Origin of the sequence: Pedobacter nyackensis (genome assembly GCF_900176505.1) — a bacterium.
GTDB classification, from domain to species: domain Bacteria; phylum Bacteroidota; class Bacteroidia; order Sphingobacteriales; family Sphingobacteriaceae; genus Pedobacter; species Pedobacter nyackensis.
Genome location: NZ_FWYB01000003.1, coordinates 149191 through 164268, shown reverse-complemented (window position 1 = coordinate 164268; position 15078 = coordinate 149191). Strand labels below are relative to the sequence as shown.

General features: G+C 40.5%; 8 protein-coding genes. All 8 read right to left on the bottom strand.

The window, feature by feature from the left end:
- Positions 1-8: 8 nt before the first annotated feature.
- Complete coding sequence (feoB, locus tag B9A18_RS08805; protein WP_084288913.1) at positions 9-2126, bottom strand: ferrous iron transport protein B; 2118 nt, start codon at positions 2124-2126, stop codon at positions 9-11.
- A gap of 4 nt (positions 2127-2130) precedes the next feature.
- Positions 2131-2346: a FeoA family protein gene (locus B9A18_RS08800; RefSeq protein ID WP_084288912.1), complete on the bottom strand. Its 216-nt coding sequence runs from the start codon at positions 2344-2346 to the stop codon at positions 2131-2133.
- A 372-nt stretch (positions 2347-2718) separates the two neighbouring features.
- Positions 2719-3132 carry a VanZ family protein gene (locus tag B9A18_RS08795; protein ID WP_084288911.1) on the bottom strand — a complete coding sequence of 138 codons (414 nt, stop codon included), beginning with the start codon at positions 3130-3132 and terminating at the stop codon, positions 2719-2721.
- A 3-nt stretch (positions 3133-3135) separates the two neighbouring features.
- Positions 3136-3516 (bottom strand): glycine cleavage system protein GcvH, encoded by a 381-nt coding sequence (gene gcvH, locus B9A18_RS08790; protein ID WP_084288910.1) that lies wholly within the window; start codon positions 3514-3516, stop codon positions 3136-3138.
- Positions 3517-3618: 102 nt separating this feature from the next.
- A complete protein-coding gene (gene sov / locus B9A18_RS08785; RefSeq protein WP_084288909.1) occupies positions 3619-10806 on the bottom strand; it encodes a T9SS outer membrane translocon Sov/SprA in 7188 nt (2395 codons plus the stop codon).
- Between the two features lie 10 nt (positions 10807-10816).
- Entirely contained in the window at positions 10817-11401 is a 585-nt protein-coding gene (gene ruvA, locus B9A18_RS08780; protein WP_084288908.1) for a Holliday junction branch migration protein RuvA, read from the bottom strand.
- A 3-nt stretch (positions 11402-11404) separates the two neighbouring features.
- Entirely contained in the window at positions 11405-13720 is a 2316-nt protein-coding gene (locus B9A18_RS08775) for an NADP-dependent malic enzyme (RefSeq protein WP_084288907.1), read from the bottom strand.
- A 100-nt stretch (positions 13721-13820) separates the two neighbouring features.
- Positions 13821-15041 carry a lytic transglycosylase domain-containing protein gene (locus B9A18_RS08770; RefSeq protein WP_084288906.1) on the bottom strand — a complete coding sequence of 407 codons (1221 nt, stop codon included), beginning with the start codon at positions 15039-15041 and terminating at the stop codon, positions 13821-13823.
- Positions 15042-15078: the final 37 nt, after the last annotated feature.

Sequence of the window (15078 nt, the reverse complement as noted above, 5' to 3'; positions counted from 1 at the left end):
TAACTAAATTACTTTAAAAGCTGGTATGCGATTAAACTTGCCATATAAGCGAGCGCAGTCATATACACCAATTGCGTAACTGGCCATCTCCACGATTTGGTTTCCCGATAGACCACCGCAACCGTACTCATACACTGCATCGCGAAAGCATAAAACAACATTAAAGAGAATGCCGTTGCAAATGTAAATACAGGCAATCCGGTATCCGCATTTTTAGCATTCCTCATTTTGTTTCTTATGGTAGCAACCTCTTCATCTCCCCCGTCAACACTATAAATCGTAGCCATTGTACCCACAAAAGCTTCCCTTGCAGCGAATGAAGTGATCAGTGCTATACCAATCTTCCAGTCGAAGCCCAATGGTTTAATAGCGGGCTCAATAGCGTGCCCCAATATACCGGCATACGAGTTTTCTAGCTTTTCTGCCGCTCTGTCACGCTCCAAAGTGCTCACCTGAACACTGTCTTTCTGCGCCTCAATGGCCTCGTATTTTTTATCTATTTCCACAAAGCGATCAGAAGGTCCGTAAGTTGCCATTACCCATAAAATGATGGATATCGCAATGATAACCTTACCGGCCTCCACTACGAAGGTTTTAGATTTTTCGTACATGGTATAAGCCACATTGCTCCAGCGTGGCATCCGGTATACCGGCAACTCCATAATGAAATACGATTTCTCTTTGGCTTTGATCAGAAAGTTCATTACAAATGCCACCAATACTGCCGCAACAATACTGATCAGATACATACCCATCAGCGTTAAGCCCTGCAAATTGAGGAAACCCCAAACCATTTTTTCGGGTACCACTAATCCAATCAGCAACGTGTATACAGGCAACCTGGCCGAGCAGCTCACCAAAGGCGATACCATAATGGTGATGATCCGATCCTTCCAGCTTTCGATATTCCTGGCACTCATAATTGAAGGTACAGCACAAGCCAAACTACCAATCATGGGTACTACAGATTTACCGCTCAACCCGAACTTACGCATGATCTTATCCATCATGAAAGTCACCCGAGCCATATAGCCAGTATCTTCAAGTATGGAAATAAATGCAAAGAGGATAGCAATCTGAGGAATAAATATCACTACACCACCTAATCCGGCAACAATACCATCCAAAAATAAATTGGTCAGTAAGCCTTCAGGCAGGTGCTGATGGCCATACTCCGTAAGCCATACAAATGCGTATTCAATTAACTCCATTGGGTACGACGACCAGGAGAAAATAGAGTTAAAAATAAAGAATAATATCCCGATAAAAATAATGAAGCCCCAGAACTTGTTGGTCAGTACGGCATCTATCTTATCACTAAAAACAAACTTCTTCGCAGCACCAGTATCTTTTACAATACCTGTTAATACCGTTCCCAGATAGCGGTAACGTGCTATCGTTTCGGCAGCTTGCAATTTCGAGGATTCGAAATGATGTTCCTTTTTTATCGTCCCAACTCCGGCTTTAACATCGGCAGATAAAATATCAAGCGTTTCATATTGATGAAGCACCTGTAATGCAAAATAATTGTTATCGGTTTTAAGTAGCGATTTGGCCTCGTCAATTGCTTCAGGAACCAATACATGCACATCAGTACCTGCAACCTGAGTAGGAATAGCAGTGGTATGAGCTATAGCTTCTTTTAGTTGAGCTAAACCCGAATTACTCCTGGCAGATATAGAAACGACCTGAATGCCCAATCTTTCAGAAAGCTTATCCACATCAATTTCTATCCCCTCCTTTTTGGCCATGTCGGTCATGTTCAAAGCCAAAACAACTGGCAACTTCAAATCAGCTACCTGTGAGTAAAGCAATAAATTTCTTCTTAGATTGGTAGCATCAACAACGAGTACTACAACATCAGGATAACTGGAATTATCCTTATTGGCTAAAACTTGAAAAACAATGCTTTCGTCCCGACTTTTCGGGTATAAACTGTAGGTACCCGGTAAATCAACTACCTCAGCCTGTTTACCATTGTTAAGTTTACAATAACCAACTTTTTTATCGACTGTAATCCCCGGAAAGTTCCCGATCTTCTGATTTAACCCTGTAAGCAGATTAAAAAGGGTAGATTTTCCGGTATTAGGATTCCCAACTAAAGCAATTTTTATATCTCTTCCCAAATCACTATTGAATTATAATAACAGATGCCTCGCTTTTACGCAAACAAAGCTGGTAACCTGCTACACGAATAGCAATAGGACAACCAAGTGGTGCAAAACGTTCAACTTCTACAATTTCACCTGGCAGGCAACCCATTTCCATTAATTTTACAGACATTTCTAAATCTGTAAATGCTACAATAGTTCCTTGTTCTCCCGGCTTAAGCTGTGAAAGTTTCATCTATATTAAGGTTTGTATAAATCAGCCGGTTGAGGATCATTTTAATCTGATTTACTCAATGGCTTAATGGGCGCAATTTAGACTTAATTTATAATAATTACAAATAAGACGGTGTAGGAAGCCTATCCTACACCGTCTATATTTAGTCATTTTCTTAGCAATTGGAATCTCGAAACAAAGGAATGAAATCCTATCGTCCCGGATAAGTATTGTACCTTACCGGCGGACATTTACAGCCTCCTTTAAAGACACTGCAACTGCCTAAAAGGCAAACAAATAGCAATACACCTAACTTAATTAGCAGTGTTTTCATTGTAATATAATTTTGTTTTTCAATGGTAATGAAGCTATCATGAGCAATATCATTGCTATTTATGAGCGTTTGCTCATGATGGTTTCATTATAATTTGATTTATGAAGTAGTACGTAACTAAAAACGCCCATAAATACCCCACCCATATCACAACCAAAGTCCCACCATTCGGCAGATCTGTAGCTAAAAAACTTCCATTGTAACATTTCTATTCCAGCACCAAGTGCGGCAGTAATTACAATGATTTTAAAAATCGTTAAGGAGTTAAAGCTATAATTATGCTGATATCGGATTTTACCGTAAAACAGCAATATGGTCAGCACATAAAAAAATCCTAAATGGACCATTTTATCAAAGCCCTGAAAGAAGAAACCACCGCCACCAGAAGGCATTTTCACGCTGCATAGCACAACAATCACCACGGTCCATAGCACGGCCCATATCTGATACTTTAACTGACCAAAGATGCTCATTTACTATGCACCAACCAAAGCCTTGTAAGCATCAGCAGTTAACAAACCATCAACTTGTGATGCATCTGAAATAGCAACTTTAACCATCCATCCTTGTCCGTAAGGATCAGAGTTTACCAACTCAGGATTGTCATTTAAAGCCGCGTTGATTTCCAATACTGTACCTGTTACTGGCATAAATAAATCTGAAACAGTTTTAACCGCTTCAACAGTACCAAATACATCATCTTTACTTACTTCATCACCTACAGTATTGATATCAATATATACGATATCACCTAACTCACGTTGAGCAAAATCAGTAATACCAATAAAAGCTTCATTACCTTCAATTTTAACCCATTCGTGGTCTTTAGTGTACTTTAATTCTGATGGAAAATTCATTTTTCTATTTTATTTGTTAGTTGCAATATTTTTAAATGGAATCGGGCACCAGGATGCCAAATCCGCTCCAAAGGTAATTAAATCTGCTCATTTAAAACAACTCTAATTCAGGGTAATCCTTAAGCTAAAACCAAAGTTGCTAAACGAGGTGTTAAAAGTTTGAGAAGTATAAGGCTTGGTAATATTAGAATCGTAAAATACCCTTACATTAAATCGTTGATTCAATATGTAATCAACACTTGGTCGTAGGGTAATGTTTTTAGCACCTGACGAAACTTCTGCTTCAGCAACATCAGCTCTGTAAATTACAGTCTTATTATCGCGTATGGCTACATCCAGCTTAAAGTCCATGTTGTTATCCATCTTCAATTCCTTGAACAATCCAAAAGGGAATCTGAACTTAGTGGTCCGGTAACCCAGCCCAAACACCATATTATTTTCAGACAACTGAGCCAGCTGGCTATTGGCCAGACTCAATCCGAGTAAACGTGTTCTACCTAGTTCAAAGTTCATCGTCATGTTATTTTTCAACCTGGTATCCACACCAATCAATGGCGAGAACTGCTCAGCGATGGTAACCTGCGCATACTGGTAATAAGGTAAAAAGTTTCTGTTCTCATCTCTGCTGCTTACAAAGCCATCTGTTTCCTGATAACGGATTAGCGAGTTGAAACCATTAACACTATAAACAGAACGATAAGAATGCCTTAAATCGATAGAGCTGAAACGTTCTTCAAGGAAAGGTATCCGGGTAAGTCCCCTATAATTTAAACGCCAGTTTGGCAATGGAATCTTAGGAAGTGAATTTAAACTTACTGATGAAGCGCTCTTTCCGGTATAAGCAGCCAGGAAAGCCGAAACAATTACATCCTGCGAATTTTTATCATAACCATCCGCATAACCAGGAGATGAGCTACCTACAGAGTTTAGATTTTGTGCACCCAAACGCTGAGAAATCACCTGTCTGTTCGACATAAACTGACCAAATAATTTAGAAACCGTGCTACCTTGTTTCTCAGAAAACGCTGTTCCCAATGAGATAAAGGAAACGCTATAATCACCGGTTGTAAAAGGACTCAGGTTATGAAAATCCTGGATCGACCTATCGAACCTGAAATTGGTAGAATAGTTCAGTGTTCTGTTTTTATTCGCAGTAAGTGTAATGCTCAAATCTTTAATCGGCTCAATCAAACCTGTAAAGCTTAAATCTTCCCTCAAGGTATTGATGTAAAGTTGCGACTGTAAGGTATCTCTTGTAATCCAGCCATGGCTTAAAGCCATTTCCCTAATGTCACGCTGACTACCAAATACAAATCCCAGTCCCGGTGCACCTGTAGCATCGTCAATACCAAAATAACTTACACGCGGTAGGTAACCCGGTAAAAACGTACCCTTGGTTTGCGTAAAGGCAGCATTAACATTCTTTAAACTGGTCAGTAAGCCAACCAGAACTGAACTGCCCGATTGCTTATCTCCACTAGCATTTGCCCGTCTTACAAAACCAAACTTGTTGTACAAACCGGCAAGGTTCAACGTTGGATTCACTTGTATCGTTCTCGAGTTTTGAATGGTATTACCCAGGTCAATCAATGGATCCCTTAAAGTTGATAAAGGCTCCGTTTGCCAGTTAAAGTTAGTTCCGTATCTCGTAGCAACAGTTACCCAATCCATGCCCGGAATCTTATTCAATGGCAGTGAGTAGGTAATGTTCATGTTGTGGTTGTAATCGGTTGTTCTTCCCAGGCGTTTTAAATTCTGCCATAGTGTATCCCGTTTCAAGCCTTCAATTCTACCTTCCGGTTCGTCAATAATTGAATAGTTGGTTGCATCAAAATCCAGCGTCAGCGACTTCGTCAGGTTCCATGAAATACCATAAACCCGCGTAATCAAAAAGTTCTTATTAAAGGTGGTGTTGATCGGGATATAATTGTTCGGATCATTATTTCTCAATGTGTTTTCCGAATAAAAACGATCCATATCAACCCTGAAATTAATCGCATTTGGCAAAAGGTTTACATTAAAATCTCTCAGCAATGCCAGGGTATTTGATTTAATGATTTTGGCAAAAGGCTCAATCGCTTTCGATTGTCCGGAGTAATTATAAGCCAGCGATCCTCTATAAGTTTGCTGAATATTCTTCTCGTTGATAAAATCCCTGTGTGCATATTTCGTATAGGCATAGCTTACATTAAAGTTTTCTATATCCCATACCTGCGGTTTCTTATCAGGGTTTGTCCGCTCCTTACGTACATTCGTAAAGTTGATGCTATTTCTTGTGGTATAATCCTGGGCGTACTCCAGGATGGCTTTCTTTTCCGAACTCGAAGCTTTATCTAAAGCATTCTTCAATTCAATATCCGGCGTTTTAGGATCATACTGTGGCGTACTAACCTGACTCGAATAACTCACAAACATTGGAATTTTAATCCCAGTTTTTTGCGGGAAGAACTTTCCTAGCTCCATACTCGAAGAGATGTCAAAGAACACATTATCCGTACGATTCCTTTCACTGATTCGTTTTTCCAGCGACCCGAAACCAATTGTCGACTTACTTCCCGAAACATTCACATCAGCAAAATCAGCTAACTTGGCATTCATCCTTGCTGTTGCAGCCCATCCTCCACGCTCATCAAACTCTGTCAGTCGCATTTCATTGAACCATACCTGCGCATTCTTATCCAAACCATCATCTCCCACACCATTTGCGCTATTTCTATATGGATTCAGGATTCCCAGCATGTATACACGAACCTTACTCATATCGGGCTGTCCCTTTACAACGATCGTTTTGCCGTCAATCACATACCTATACGGCTTGCTGATATTCCATGGTAAACCATCTGCATCCAGCGCGTTATTCCTCGCTATTTTGGCCTTCTGAAATAACTCAAGCTCAATGTCCATTTTATTCTGATCAGGCCAGATTGCATATGGATCACTCGTACCCGGACGCGTCACTTTCAAAGGTTGAGAATACTCATAATAGTTATCCTGGTTATCCGTACCAATTCGTAAAAAGGCACTCAGGTCATTGTCATTTAATACCGAATTACCCAGGGCTTCCACGTGTATATACATCTCCAGGTGTTTGTACGACCTAAAGTCATTCAATGCTGTTTTAAACGTTGCTCTACCATATCCGTCGCGCAAATCTCTAACCGTTGCAGCCAGTGATTGCTCATTTTGCCTGGTATCTCCACGATAATTGCTAAAATCACGTTCTCTTTCTATACCCGGTGGCACTACATAAGGAATCGGTGTTCTTTTGCCGTTCTCTTCAATATTTACAGTTGAGATCTCAATGGTCGAGTTATCCGGTCCCTGGTTTTGTAATGAAGGATCAAGGATAACCTGCGAAGCCTCATTATTTGAATTGTACTGTCGCCATTCTCCTCTTACCAATTGAATTTTCCCAAACCTCAATACCGCAGTATCCGCGAAATTTGTCATGAACATTCTCACAAAACGGATCGATTTAAAATCCTGGATGTTTCCTACCTTCTGCTGATATTGAGACAGCGGGATACGTATCTGGTACCAGGTTACGGCTTCTGTTTTTCCATTTGCCAGTTTAACCTGCGAAGTAACCTTATCTGTAACAAAGTTCTGTCCAACCATTAAATCACCCGGACGCATAGAAACCTTATACTGAAAATACTCATCCGTCTGGGTCATGTTATTGTCCCTGTTGATATCCTCGCCGTCGGGTAAAGATGTTGATGCAGAATTGTCCACACCAAAATCTTCCTGCGATTGCTGGGAAGTTTTTGAGTTTCCTTCCGGACCATTATAACGCTGATAGCGTTTCAATATTCCGGTATTAGCCTGATCCTGTTGTCGACCCCTAAAATATATGTAATCATCCGATGAAGGGTCATTATCAATCTCAGCCGCAGCATCAGGATTCAACTGTCCTTTTATCTGGTTGATCAATGTAGCAAACTTTGCTTTCTCATCCAGGTTAGATAATCCATCCAATCCCACATCCTGTACTTTTCTGGCTGCCGGATCATTATCAAATGCCTGAACTACTGGTTGCAGTTTAGGTACCCTGCCCCAGTTGGTCTCCTCATAAGCATTTGAATCTCCATTTGCAGGCAAACCATTTTCCAGCGACTTACGTCCATCCTTTAAAATATCTTCAGAGATGTTCCCCAGGTTAAAATACAAATCACCACCTGTCGAATTTGGTTTATAGATATTTGGATCCATTACCCAAAGCTCAATATATTCAATATTCAAAGCCTGAAAATCCGTTGTTTCAATTCTTCTAAACAAACCTCCCCATCTTGACCTTGGGTTGGTCAATGTTCCATTCGCGTTAAACCCTGTAGTGGTATAATTATAAGGTCCGCGGATAGTAGGATAAAAAGCAACATCCAGCGTTGGCAAAGTAAAGGCCTGTCCGGTACTGGTCTCTTTAAAAGGGAATACCTCCTGCTCTATAATTTCACGTACGTAATGATTTGAGCGCTCATTTACGTTGTTCTTTAAACTATTTGGGATATCGCCCGAGCTTCTGTTATAAAAAATAGGATCTATATTATAAAACGCTAGTCGAGCTCTGTTAAAACCATAACTCAGGTCGTCAATTCTACCTGCTTCCTGGAAAAGTTGTGGTGTTCCAGATAGCTGCCATGCAATTGCACTTTTCAAATCAATCACCGAACGCGAGGCTTCAAAATCATCAAGGTAACTTACCCCGCCTTTCTTGCCACCAAAATTCAAAGCACTTGGATGTCCGGGAATCAATTGCGCAAACTCACCGGCAAAAGTAATGTTAGATGGAACTTTAGTCGACAAAAGCGGCAATTTGTCTATCATCTTAGTCAAAAATCTTGAAGGCGAACTATAGTTCATATCCAGTCCCCACATCGTATTTGAGATGGGTTCCTCGCCAATATTAACCTTCGGTGTAAGTGGCTTCTCGGTAAGGTTCATTAAAGTACCTCCAAGATTTAGCTTATTGTTCACTTTATAATCCAATCTCGTTCCGAATAGTGAACGTTGTTGCAGACCAAACAATTCATTGTTTTCCGTGGATATCCGAATCGGCTGTCCTGAACTCAACAATGCCGGATTGATAATCCGTACCCTGCCACCCTGGTAGTCTACCGTAAAATCAATACCTTCCTGCAATGGGATCGTTCCTGCAAATACTTTCACAGAACCTTCCGGAACATTGATTGCATTTAAACTAAACTCCGAAGCAATTTCCGACTGATAGGCACCTTTAATGATGTACCTGTTCTGGTTGCTAAACAACTGCTGGGCCACCACCTTTGTCGAATCATACAAGGCTGTAAAAGTATACTTGTCTATCAGCGGTTGTTCAGTTGGTAAAAACTGGCTGGCCAGATCCTTTCCAAAGGGCTCAATAATCGGGAAGATAATTCGTCCATTTAACGGATCAATGGTAATGTAACCATTAACCGTATTGGTAGAAAAATTGATCATACTATTGGTAGTCGAGCCACTGCTACTTCCACTGTTAAATGAAGAATTTTGCCCGTTACTTGCATTAGAACCAAAAGGTTTGTTTTCTGTTTCAAAATCAAATACAGCATCGGGCTTGCGTTCCTTTTGCTGGTTCAACCTGTCTAGTCCGGTAACCTGAATCCATTGCTTACCATTCAGTGGTCTGCGGTCGGCATCCAGTTTCTCTCCTTCCTGGATCAAGGGTTTCTCAACCCCTGTTCTTTCATCAATTCTAAAGATGTCCAGTTTAAAGTTCTGCTGACTGATCTGATATCCCCCTATCGAATAGATGTTTTTCATCATCAAATCCCATGTTGGCAAATTGGTCTTTATCGTCTCGTTTTTCAGCAATTTCGTATACAACACCTTAGGCGTTACGGGGTCAAAGGGCACATCAGTAGAGAACTCACCCACTTGATATTCTACACCATTAAAAGTATAACGGTAGGCTACAGTCAATACCTCATCGCTATTTAAGGCATTATTTAAAGATATATAACCGAGTTGAGGATGAAAGGTATACTCTCTATCAGCCAATTTCCTGGCATAAGTTAGTTTCGCATAGTTATCAGTTGCCCCGTTAGGTGCAAAAAAAGGAATAATGCTGTTTGAATTCGATAAACGTGCATCTGCAGGTAACTGTGATAACAGGTTATTGGATTGACGTGGAAAAGTATTGTTATCAAAGCCTGATGGTAGGGCCGAAAAGCCACCCTGTATGGAAGGGTTATAAGCTACATTTTCGCCCAGATCTATAAAACCCAACACATCTCTGGAGTCTTGTGTACTTCCCGCCCGGTTGGTAATCCATACCTCTATTTTAGTTATCAACACCCCCGAAGTGATGGTTGGTGGATTGCCTTGTGATTTATTATAGTTATCCCTGAAATATTGCGCCAGGAAATAATGTCTGTTTGCTTCGTAATTATCTGCGCTTAGCCTGAATTCGTTTTGCTGTGCGCCATTATTAATTTGTATTTGTCTGGATTGTGACTTTTGCTGTGTAAACACCGTAGCCACATTCAGTTTACCAAATTTCAACTGCGTTTTTACCCCAAACAAAGCCTGGGTGCCATTAATTAAGGTGGTGTTAAGCGGTAAACTAACGTTACCAGCCTCAATTTTCTGTATAATATCATCCTCGCCCCCGGTATAATCCAGTTTTACCTGGTTTTCAAAATCAAACTGAGCTTCCGTGTTGTAGTTCATGTTGATCTTCATCCTTGTACCGATGTTACCAATCACATCCATCTGAATGCGTTGGTTAAAATCAAAGTTCCCCTGAACGCGCTGGCGCTCATTAAACAAAGGGTTCTCATTTCTATTTATCCTTCCTAAAAAGGTCAGCTCGGCTTCACCTCGTGGCTGAATGTCAATGGTAGTCCCACCAAATATCTTTTCAAAAGCCTTACTGTTGATTTTTAAACTCGGGATAATTCCGGTTCTTCTTACTTCACTCACTTCCTGATCAGAAAGTGCACGCCAGTTTTCGCGCTTTATTTCACTGTTTACCAAACGCAGGTATTCATCTACGCTTAAATATTGTACTGCACCAAAAGGCTTATCTCCAATCAATTCCTGAATTACGTATCTCTTGTTTACTGCATCGTACTCAACCCTCCTTTGCACGTTGTCGGGCATTGGATAAAAAGGGCTCGACATCGACCTGATTCCAAGTCTTTGTTTTTCTTTCAGACCGAAAGTATTTTTTATAGTATCCTGTTTCGCTTTTTTAGGCGAAACCTGTGAGAATGCTTCTAGTCCACCAGAACAGATCGTCAGGAAGATAAATAGCGTTAATAAAGTTTTCAATGGGCAATTTCTATAAATTCTTCAATGCTATTTTTATCATTTGTTCAACAGACAAATCTTGACCACCTACTTTCACCGCATTATCTATTGCCTTTTCAGAGGCAGGCTTAGCAAATCCCAGCATCATTAATGCCGATAGTGCTTCTTCCCTTACTGTATTGTTTAAAGGAGCCGAGATTAGCGATCCCGAACCTTCTTTCTTCAATTTATCTTGCAGCTCTAATACCAAACGCTGTGCCGATTTAGCACCTATCCCTTTTATCCTTTGGATGAGCGCCAGGTCGGCATTTACAATTGCTGTTTGTATTTCGAGGGGTGTAATGGATGACAGCATCATCCTGCCGGTATTCGGCCCAATTCCGGATACGGAAATCAGGTGTAAAAAAAGGCGGCGCTCCCCTTCATCGGCAAAGCCGTAAAGGGTATGCGCGTCTTCTTTTACGTGCAGCCAGACATAAATCTTACACCTTTCAGTGTTTGCCAGGCTGCTATATGTGTTTAAAGATATATTGATGTGATAGCCAATACCTCCAGCCTCTACAACAATATAAGTGGGGCATTTGAATGCTAGTTTACCATCAATATATTCAAACATAATTTACTTCTTAGTTACTTTTTTAAATAAACCACCTTTTTTTGAGCCTGCTTCCTGCTCTTTACCTTGTACATCCAAAACAGCTAAAGTAATCATATTTACAATTTCTCTAACAGAACTTCCAAGTTGAACAATATGAACAGGCTTGTTAATACCAAGTAAAATAGGCCCGATAGCTTCTGCTTCGCCTAGTTCCTGTAATAACTTATAGGCAATATTACCCGATTCCAGGTTAGGGAAGATCAAAGTATTTGCCGGTCCATCTACCAATCTGCTGAAAGGGAAATTGTCTTTCAACAGCTCATGGTTCATTGCAAAATTACCTTGCATTTCACCATCAACTACGATATGTGGATGTTGTTCATGTAATATTTTCACGGCCTTTCTTACTTTCTCAGGAATCACGCCCTGATTTGAGCCAAAATTAGAGTATGACAACAAGGCAATACGCGGCTGAATATTGAATTTGCTTACTGCTTTTTCTACAAGCAGAGTTAAATCAACCAATTCTTCTGCTGTAGGATCAACATTTACTGTTGTATCCGCAAAAAACACAGGTCCTTTTTTGGTCATCATCATATACATACCGGCAACACGGTTTACACCAGGCGCGGTACCAATCACCTGCAAAGCAGGTTTGATGGTCGAAACATAGTTTCTTGTCAAACCAGAGATCATTGCATCAGCCTCACCAAACTCCACCATCGAAGCGCCAAAGTAATTTCTGTCGCGCATCAATTTGGTTGCTTCGAACAAGGTTAAGCCTCTACGCTGTCTTTTTTCATACAGGTACTGACCATATTTCTGCATCAATTCAGGTTCTTTAAACGGATCAATGATCGTTACACCTTCAAGATCCAGTGCATTCTCTTCAATGATTCGCTCAATAACCTCTTTATTACCCAATAAAATCGGGATGGCAATGTTCTCATCTTTTACAATCTGAGCAGCCTTTAAGATTTTATAATGATCTGCTTCGGCAAAAACAACACGCTTAGGGTCAGATTTAGCCTTATTGGTGATTGCTCTCATGATGGCATCATCCAATCCTAATCTAAGTTTCAGTTCCTCCACATAAGCATCCCAGTCGGTGATGATCTTACGTGCAACACCAGATTCGATAGCAGCTTTAGCTACGGCTGTCGACACATTAGTCATCAACCTGATATCCATTGGTTTTGGAATAATATATTCCTTACCAAACTTGATGTTCTTTTCATTATAGGCCATATTCACAGCCTCAGGAACTGATTTCTTAGCCAGTTCAGCAATTGCTCTAACTGCGGCGATCTTCATCTCCTCGTTAATCGCTGTAGCCCTTACGTCAAGTGCTCCTCTAAAAATATATGGGAATCCAAGTACATTGTTTACCTGGTTAGGATAGTCAGAACGGCCTGTTGCCATGATGATATCCTTGCGGGATTTAATGGCCAGTTCATAAGCAATTTCCGGATTTGGATTTGCCATTGCGAACACAATTGGATTCTTAGCCATCGATTTCAACATATCTTCTGTCACACAATCAGCAGATGATAAACCGATAAACACATCAGAGTCTTTCATGGCCTCTTCCAGTGTATTCAATTTTCTGGAAGTTGCAAATTCAGCTTTAATCGCGTCAAGGTTTTCTCTGTTATCTCTGATTACACCTGATCTGTCGCACATCACAATGTTTTCCTTTTTTGCACCAAGCTCAACGTATAAACGTGTGCAGGAAATTGCAGCGGCACCAGCACCATTAACTACAATTTTAATCTTGTCCATTTTCTTTTTCTGCAACTCGCAGGCATTTAACAATGCTGCAGCAGAGATAATGGCTGTACCGTGCTGATCGTCGTGCATTACAGGAATATTCATTTCCTCTTTCAAACGACGCTCAATTTCAAAACACTCAGGTGCTTTGATATCTTCAAGATTGACGCCACCAAAAGTAGGCTCCAATGCTTTTACTATTTTAACGAAATCATCAACATTAGTGGTGTCCAGTTCAAGGTCAAAAACATCGATATCTGCGAATATTTTAAACAACAGACCTTTACCTTCCATTACCGGCTTACCAGCCGCAGCGCCAATATTCCCTAATCCTAAAACTGCGGTACCGTTACTAATTACTGCTACCAGGTTACCTTTAGCTGTATATTTATAAACATCTTCTGGATTTTCTGCTATGCTTAAACAAGGCTCTGCTACCCCAGGTGAATAAGCAAGTGCCAGATCTCTTTGAGAATTTGTTGGTTTGGTTGGTATAACCTGAATTTTCCCTGGCCGCCCTTGCGAGTGGTAGTCTAATGCATCTTGCTTTCTATTAATCTTACTCATAAAATGATCCTATGTAAAGGGCCAAAGTTACAATTCTTTTGATAAGCCAATAAATAAAAAAAATACTTAAATTTTTTACAAAAGCAAAGGAATCAGAGGGCTAACTTCTCATAGCATTTGTGATACGCTTGTTTTCAGACTTATGGTAAATTTTCAGGCGTTGTCCGGGTACAATTGCCGACCCTTTCAGGTTATTCCAGACTTTCAGATCCTGTACTTCAACATTATATTTGTTTGCTATGGTACTCAGATTTTGTCCGGATGTAACCTTATGGTAGGAAACTGCGGGTTTGTTTACTGTTTTCGACTTACGTGTACTCTTGCCATCATTCGAAGCCAGTACAATATGTTTATCTACCTCCAGCACCTCTTCGTTCAACAATTGGTATACACGCGCAAAACTGGCCAGAGTTACCTTAGGTAAGATCACTCGTTTGGGATCCAATTCCGTACCATTTACAATCTTCTTCTTGTATGAAGGATTCAGCATCGACAACTCATCCAAATCCGTATCCAGTGCTTCGGCCAATGAGGCCAGAGAAACAAAACGATTAACCTGGATGGTATCTGTGTTTTTAAGAAAAACAGATTTCTGCGCTTTGATCTGGTGATCACCGGAATAGTTCATTACATATACTGCAGCAATAAAGGCCGGCACATAATTACGTGTTTCCGTAGGAAGGAACCGTCTGATTTCCCAGAAATCTCTGGAGTCAGCTTTAGCTATAGCCCGGTTTACATTACCCATTCCGCAGTTATAGGCTGCAATGGCCAAGAGCCAATCGCCCAGCTCTTCATAAGCATCTCTAAAATAAGCCGCAGCAGCGTAACTTGCCTGTATAGGATCCTTACGCTCATCCACAAAATTATCCATGTTCAGTCCGTAGCCTTTTGCTGTAGCAAACATAAACTGCCACAAACCGGTAGCCCCAACCCTCGAAACGGCATGGGGGTTCATCGACGACTCTATGATCGGGAGGTATTTAATCTCCTCAGGAATGTTATAGCTTTTAAGTGCTTTTTCGAAAATTGGAAAATAATAACCCGAAAGCCCCAGCATCTTACCCATCATATCTTTACGACCTGCATAAACATCTATATACTTTTGTACATATTCATTATAGCTAAGTGGCACCATCTTTTGGATCGAATCCAATCTGGCCTTATAAATATAATTGTGATTATAAAAAGTTGGGGTTTCATCTACAACCGGAACATAAGTCGTGTCGGTTAAAGCCAGCTTTTGCTGTTGTTGTGCTGCTGCCGAAAAGCCGGTCAAGGCTAAAAAGCAAGCGGATACAAAGCATACGATGATCTTCATAGGCGTATTATTTCCTTTTTATCGGTTAATAAAATCT

Bases quoted from the DNA above. Each gene is read 5' to 3' on its own strand.
- B9A18_RS08800 (WP_084288912.1), bottom strand. From the start codon at position 2,346: ATGAAACTTTCACAGCTTAAGCCGGGAGAACAAGGAACTATTGTAGCA.
- B9A18_RS08795 (WP_084288911.1), bottom strand. From the start codon at position 3,132: ATGAGCATCTTTGGTCAGTTAAAGTATCAGATATGGGCCGTGCTATGG.
- gcvH (WP_084288910.1), bottom strand. From the start codon at position 3,516: ATGAATTTTCCATCAGAATTAAAGTACACTAAAGACCACGAATGGGTT.
- ruvA (WP_084288908.1), bottom strand. From the start codon at position 11,401: ATGTTTGAATATATTGATGGTAAACTAGCATTCAAATGCCCCACTTAT.
- B9A18_RS08775 (WP_084288907.1), bottom strand. From the start codon at position 13,720: ATGAGTAAGATTAATAGAAAGCAAGATGCATTAGACTACCACTCGCAA.
- B9A18_RS08770 (WP_084288906.1), bottom strand. From the start codon at position 15,041: ATGAAGATCATCGTATGCTTTGTATCCGCTTGCTTTTTAGCCTTGACC.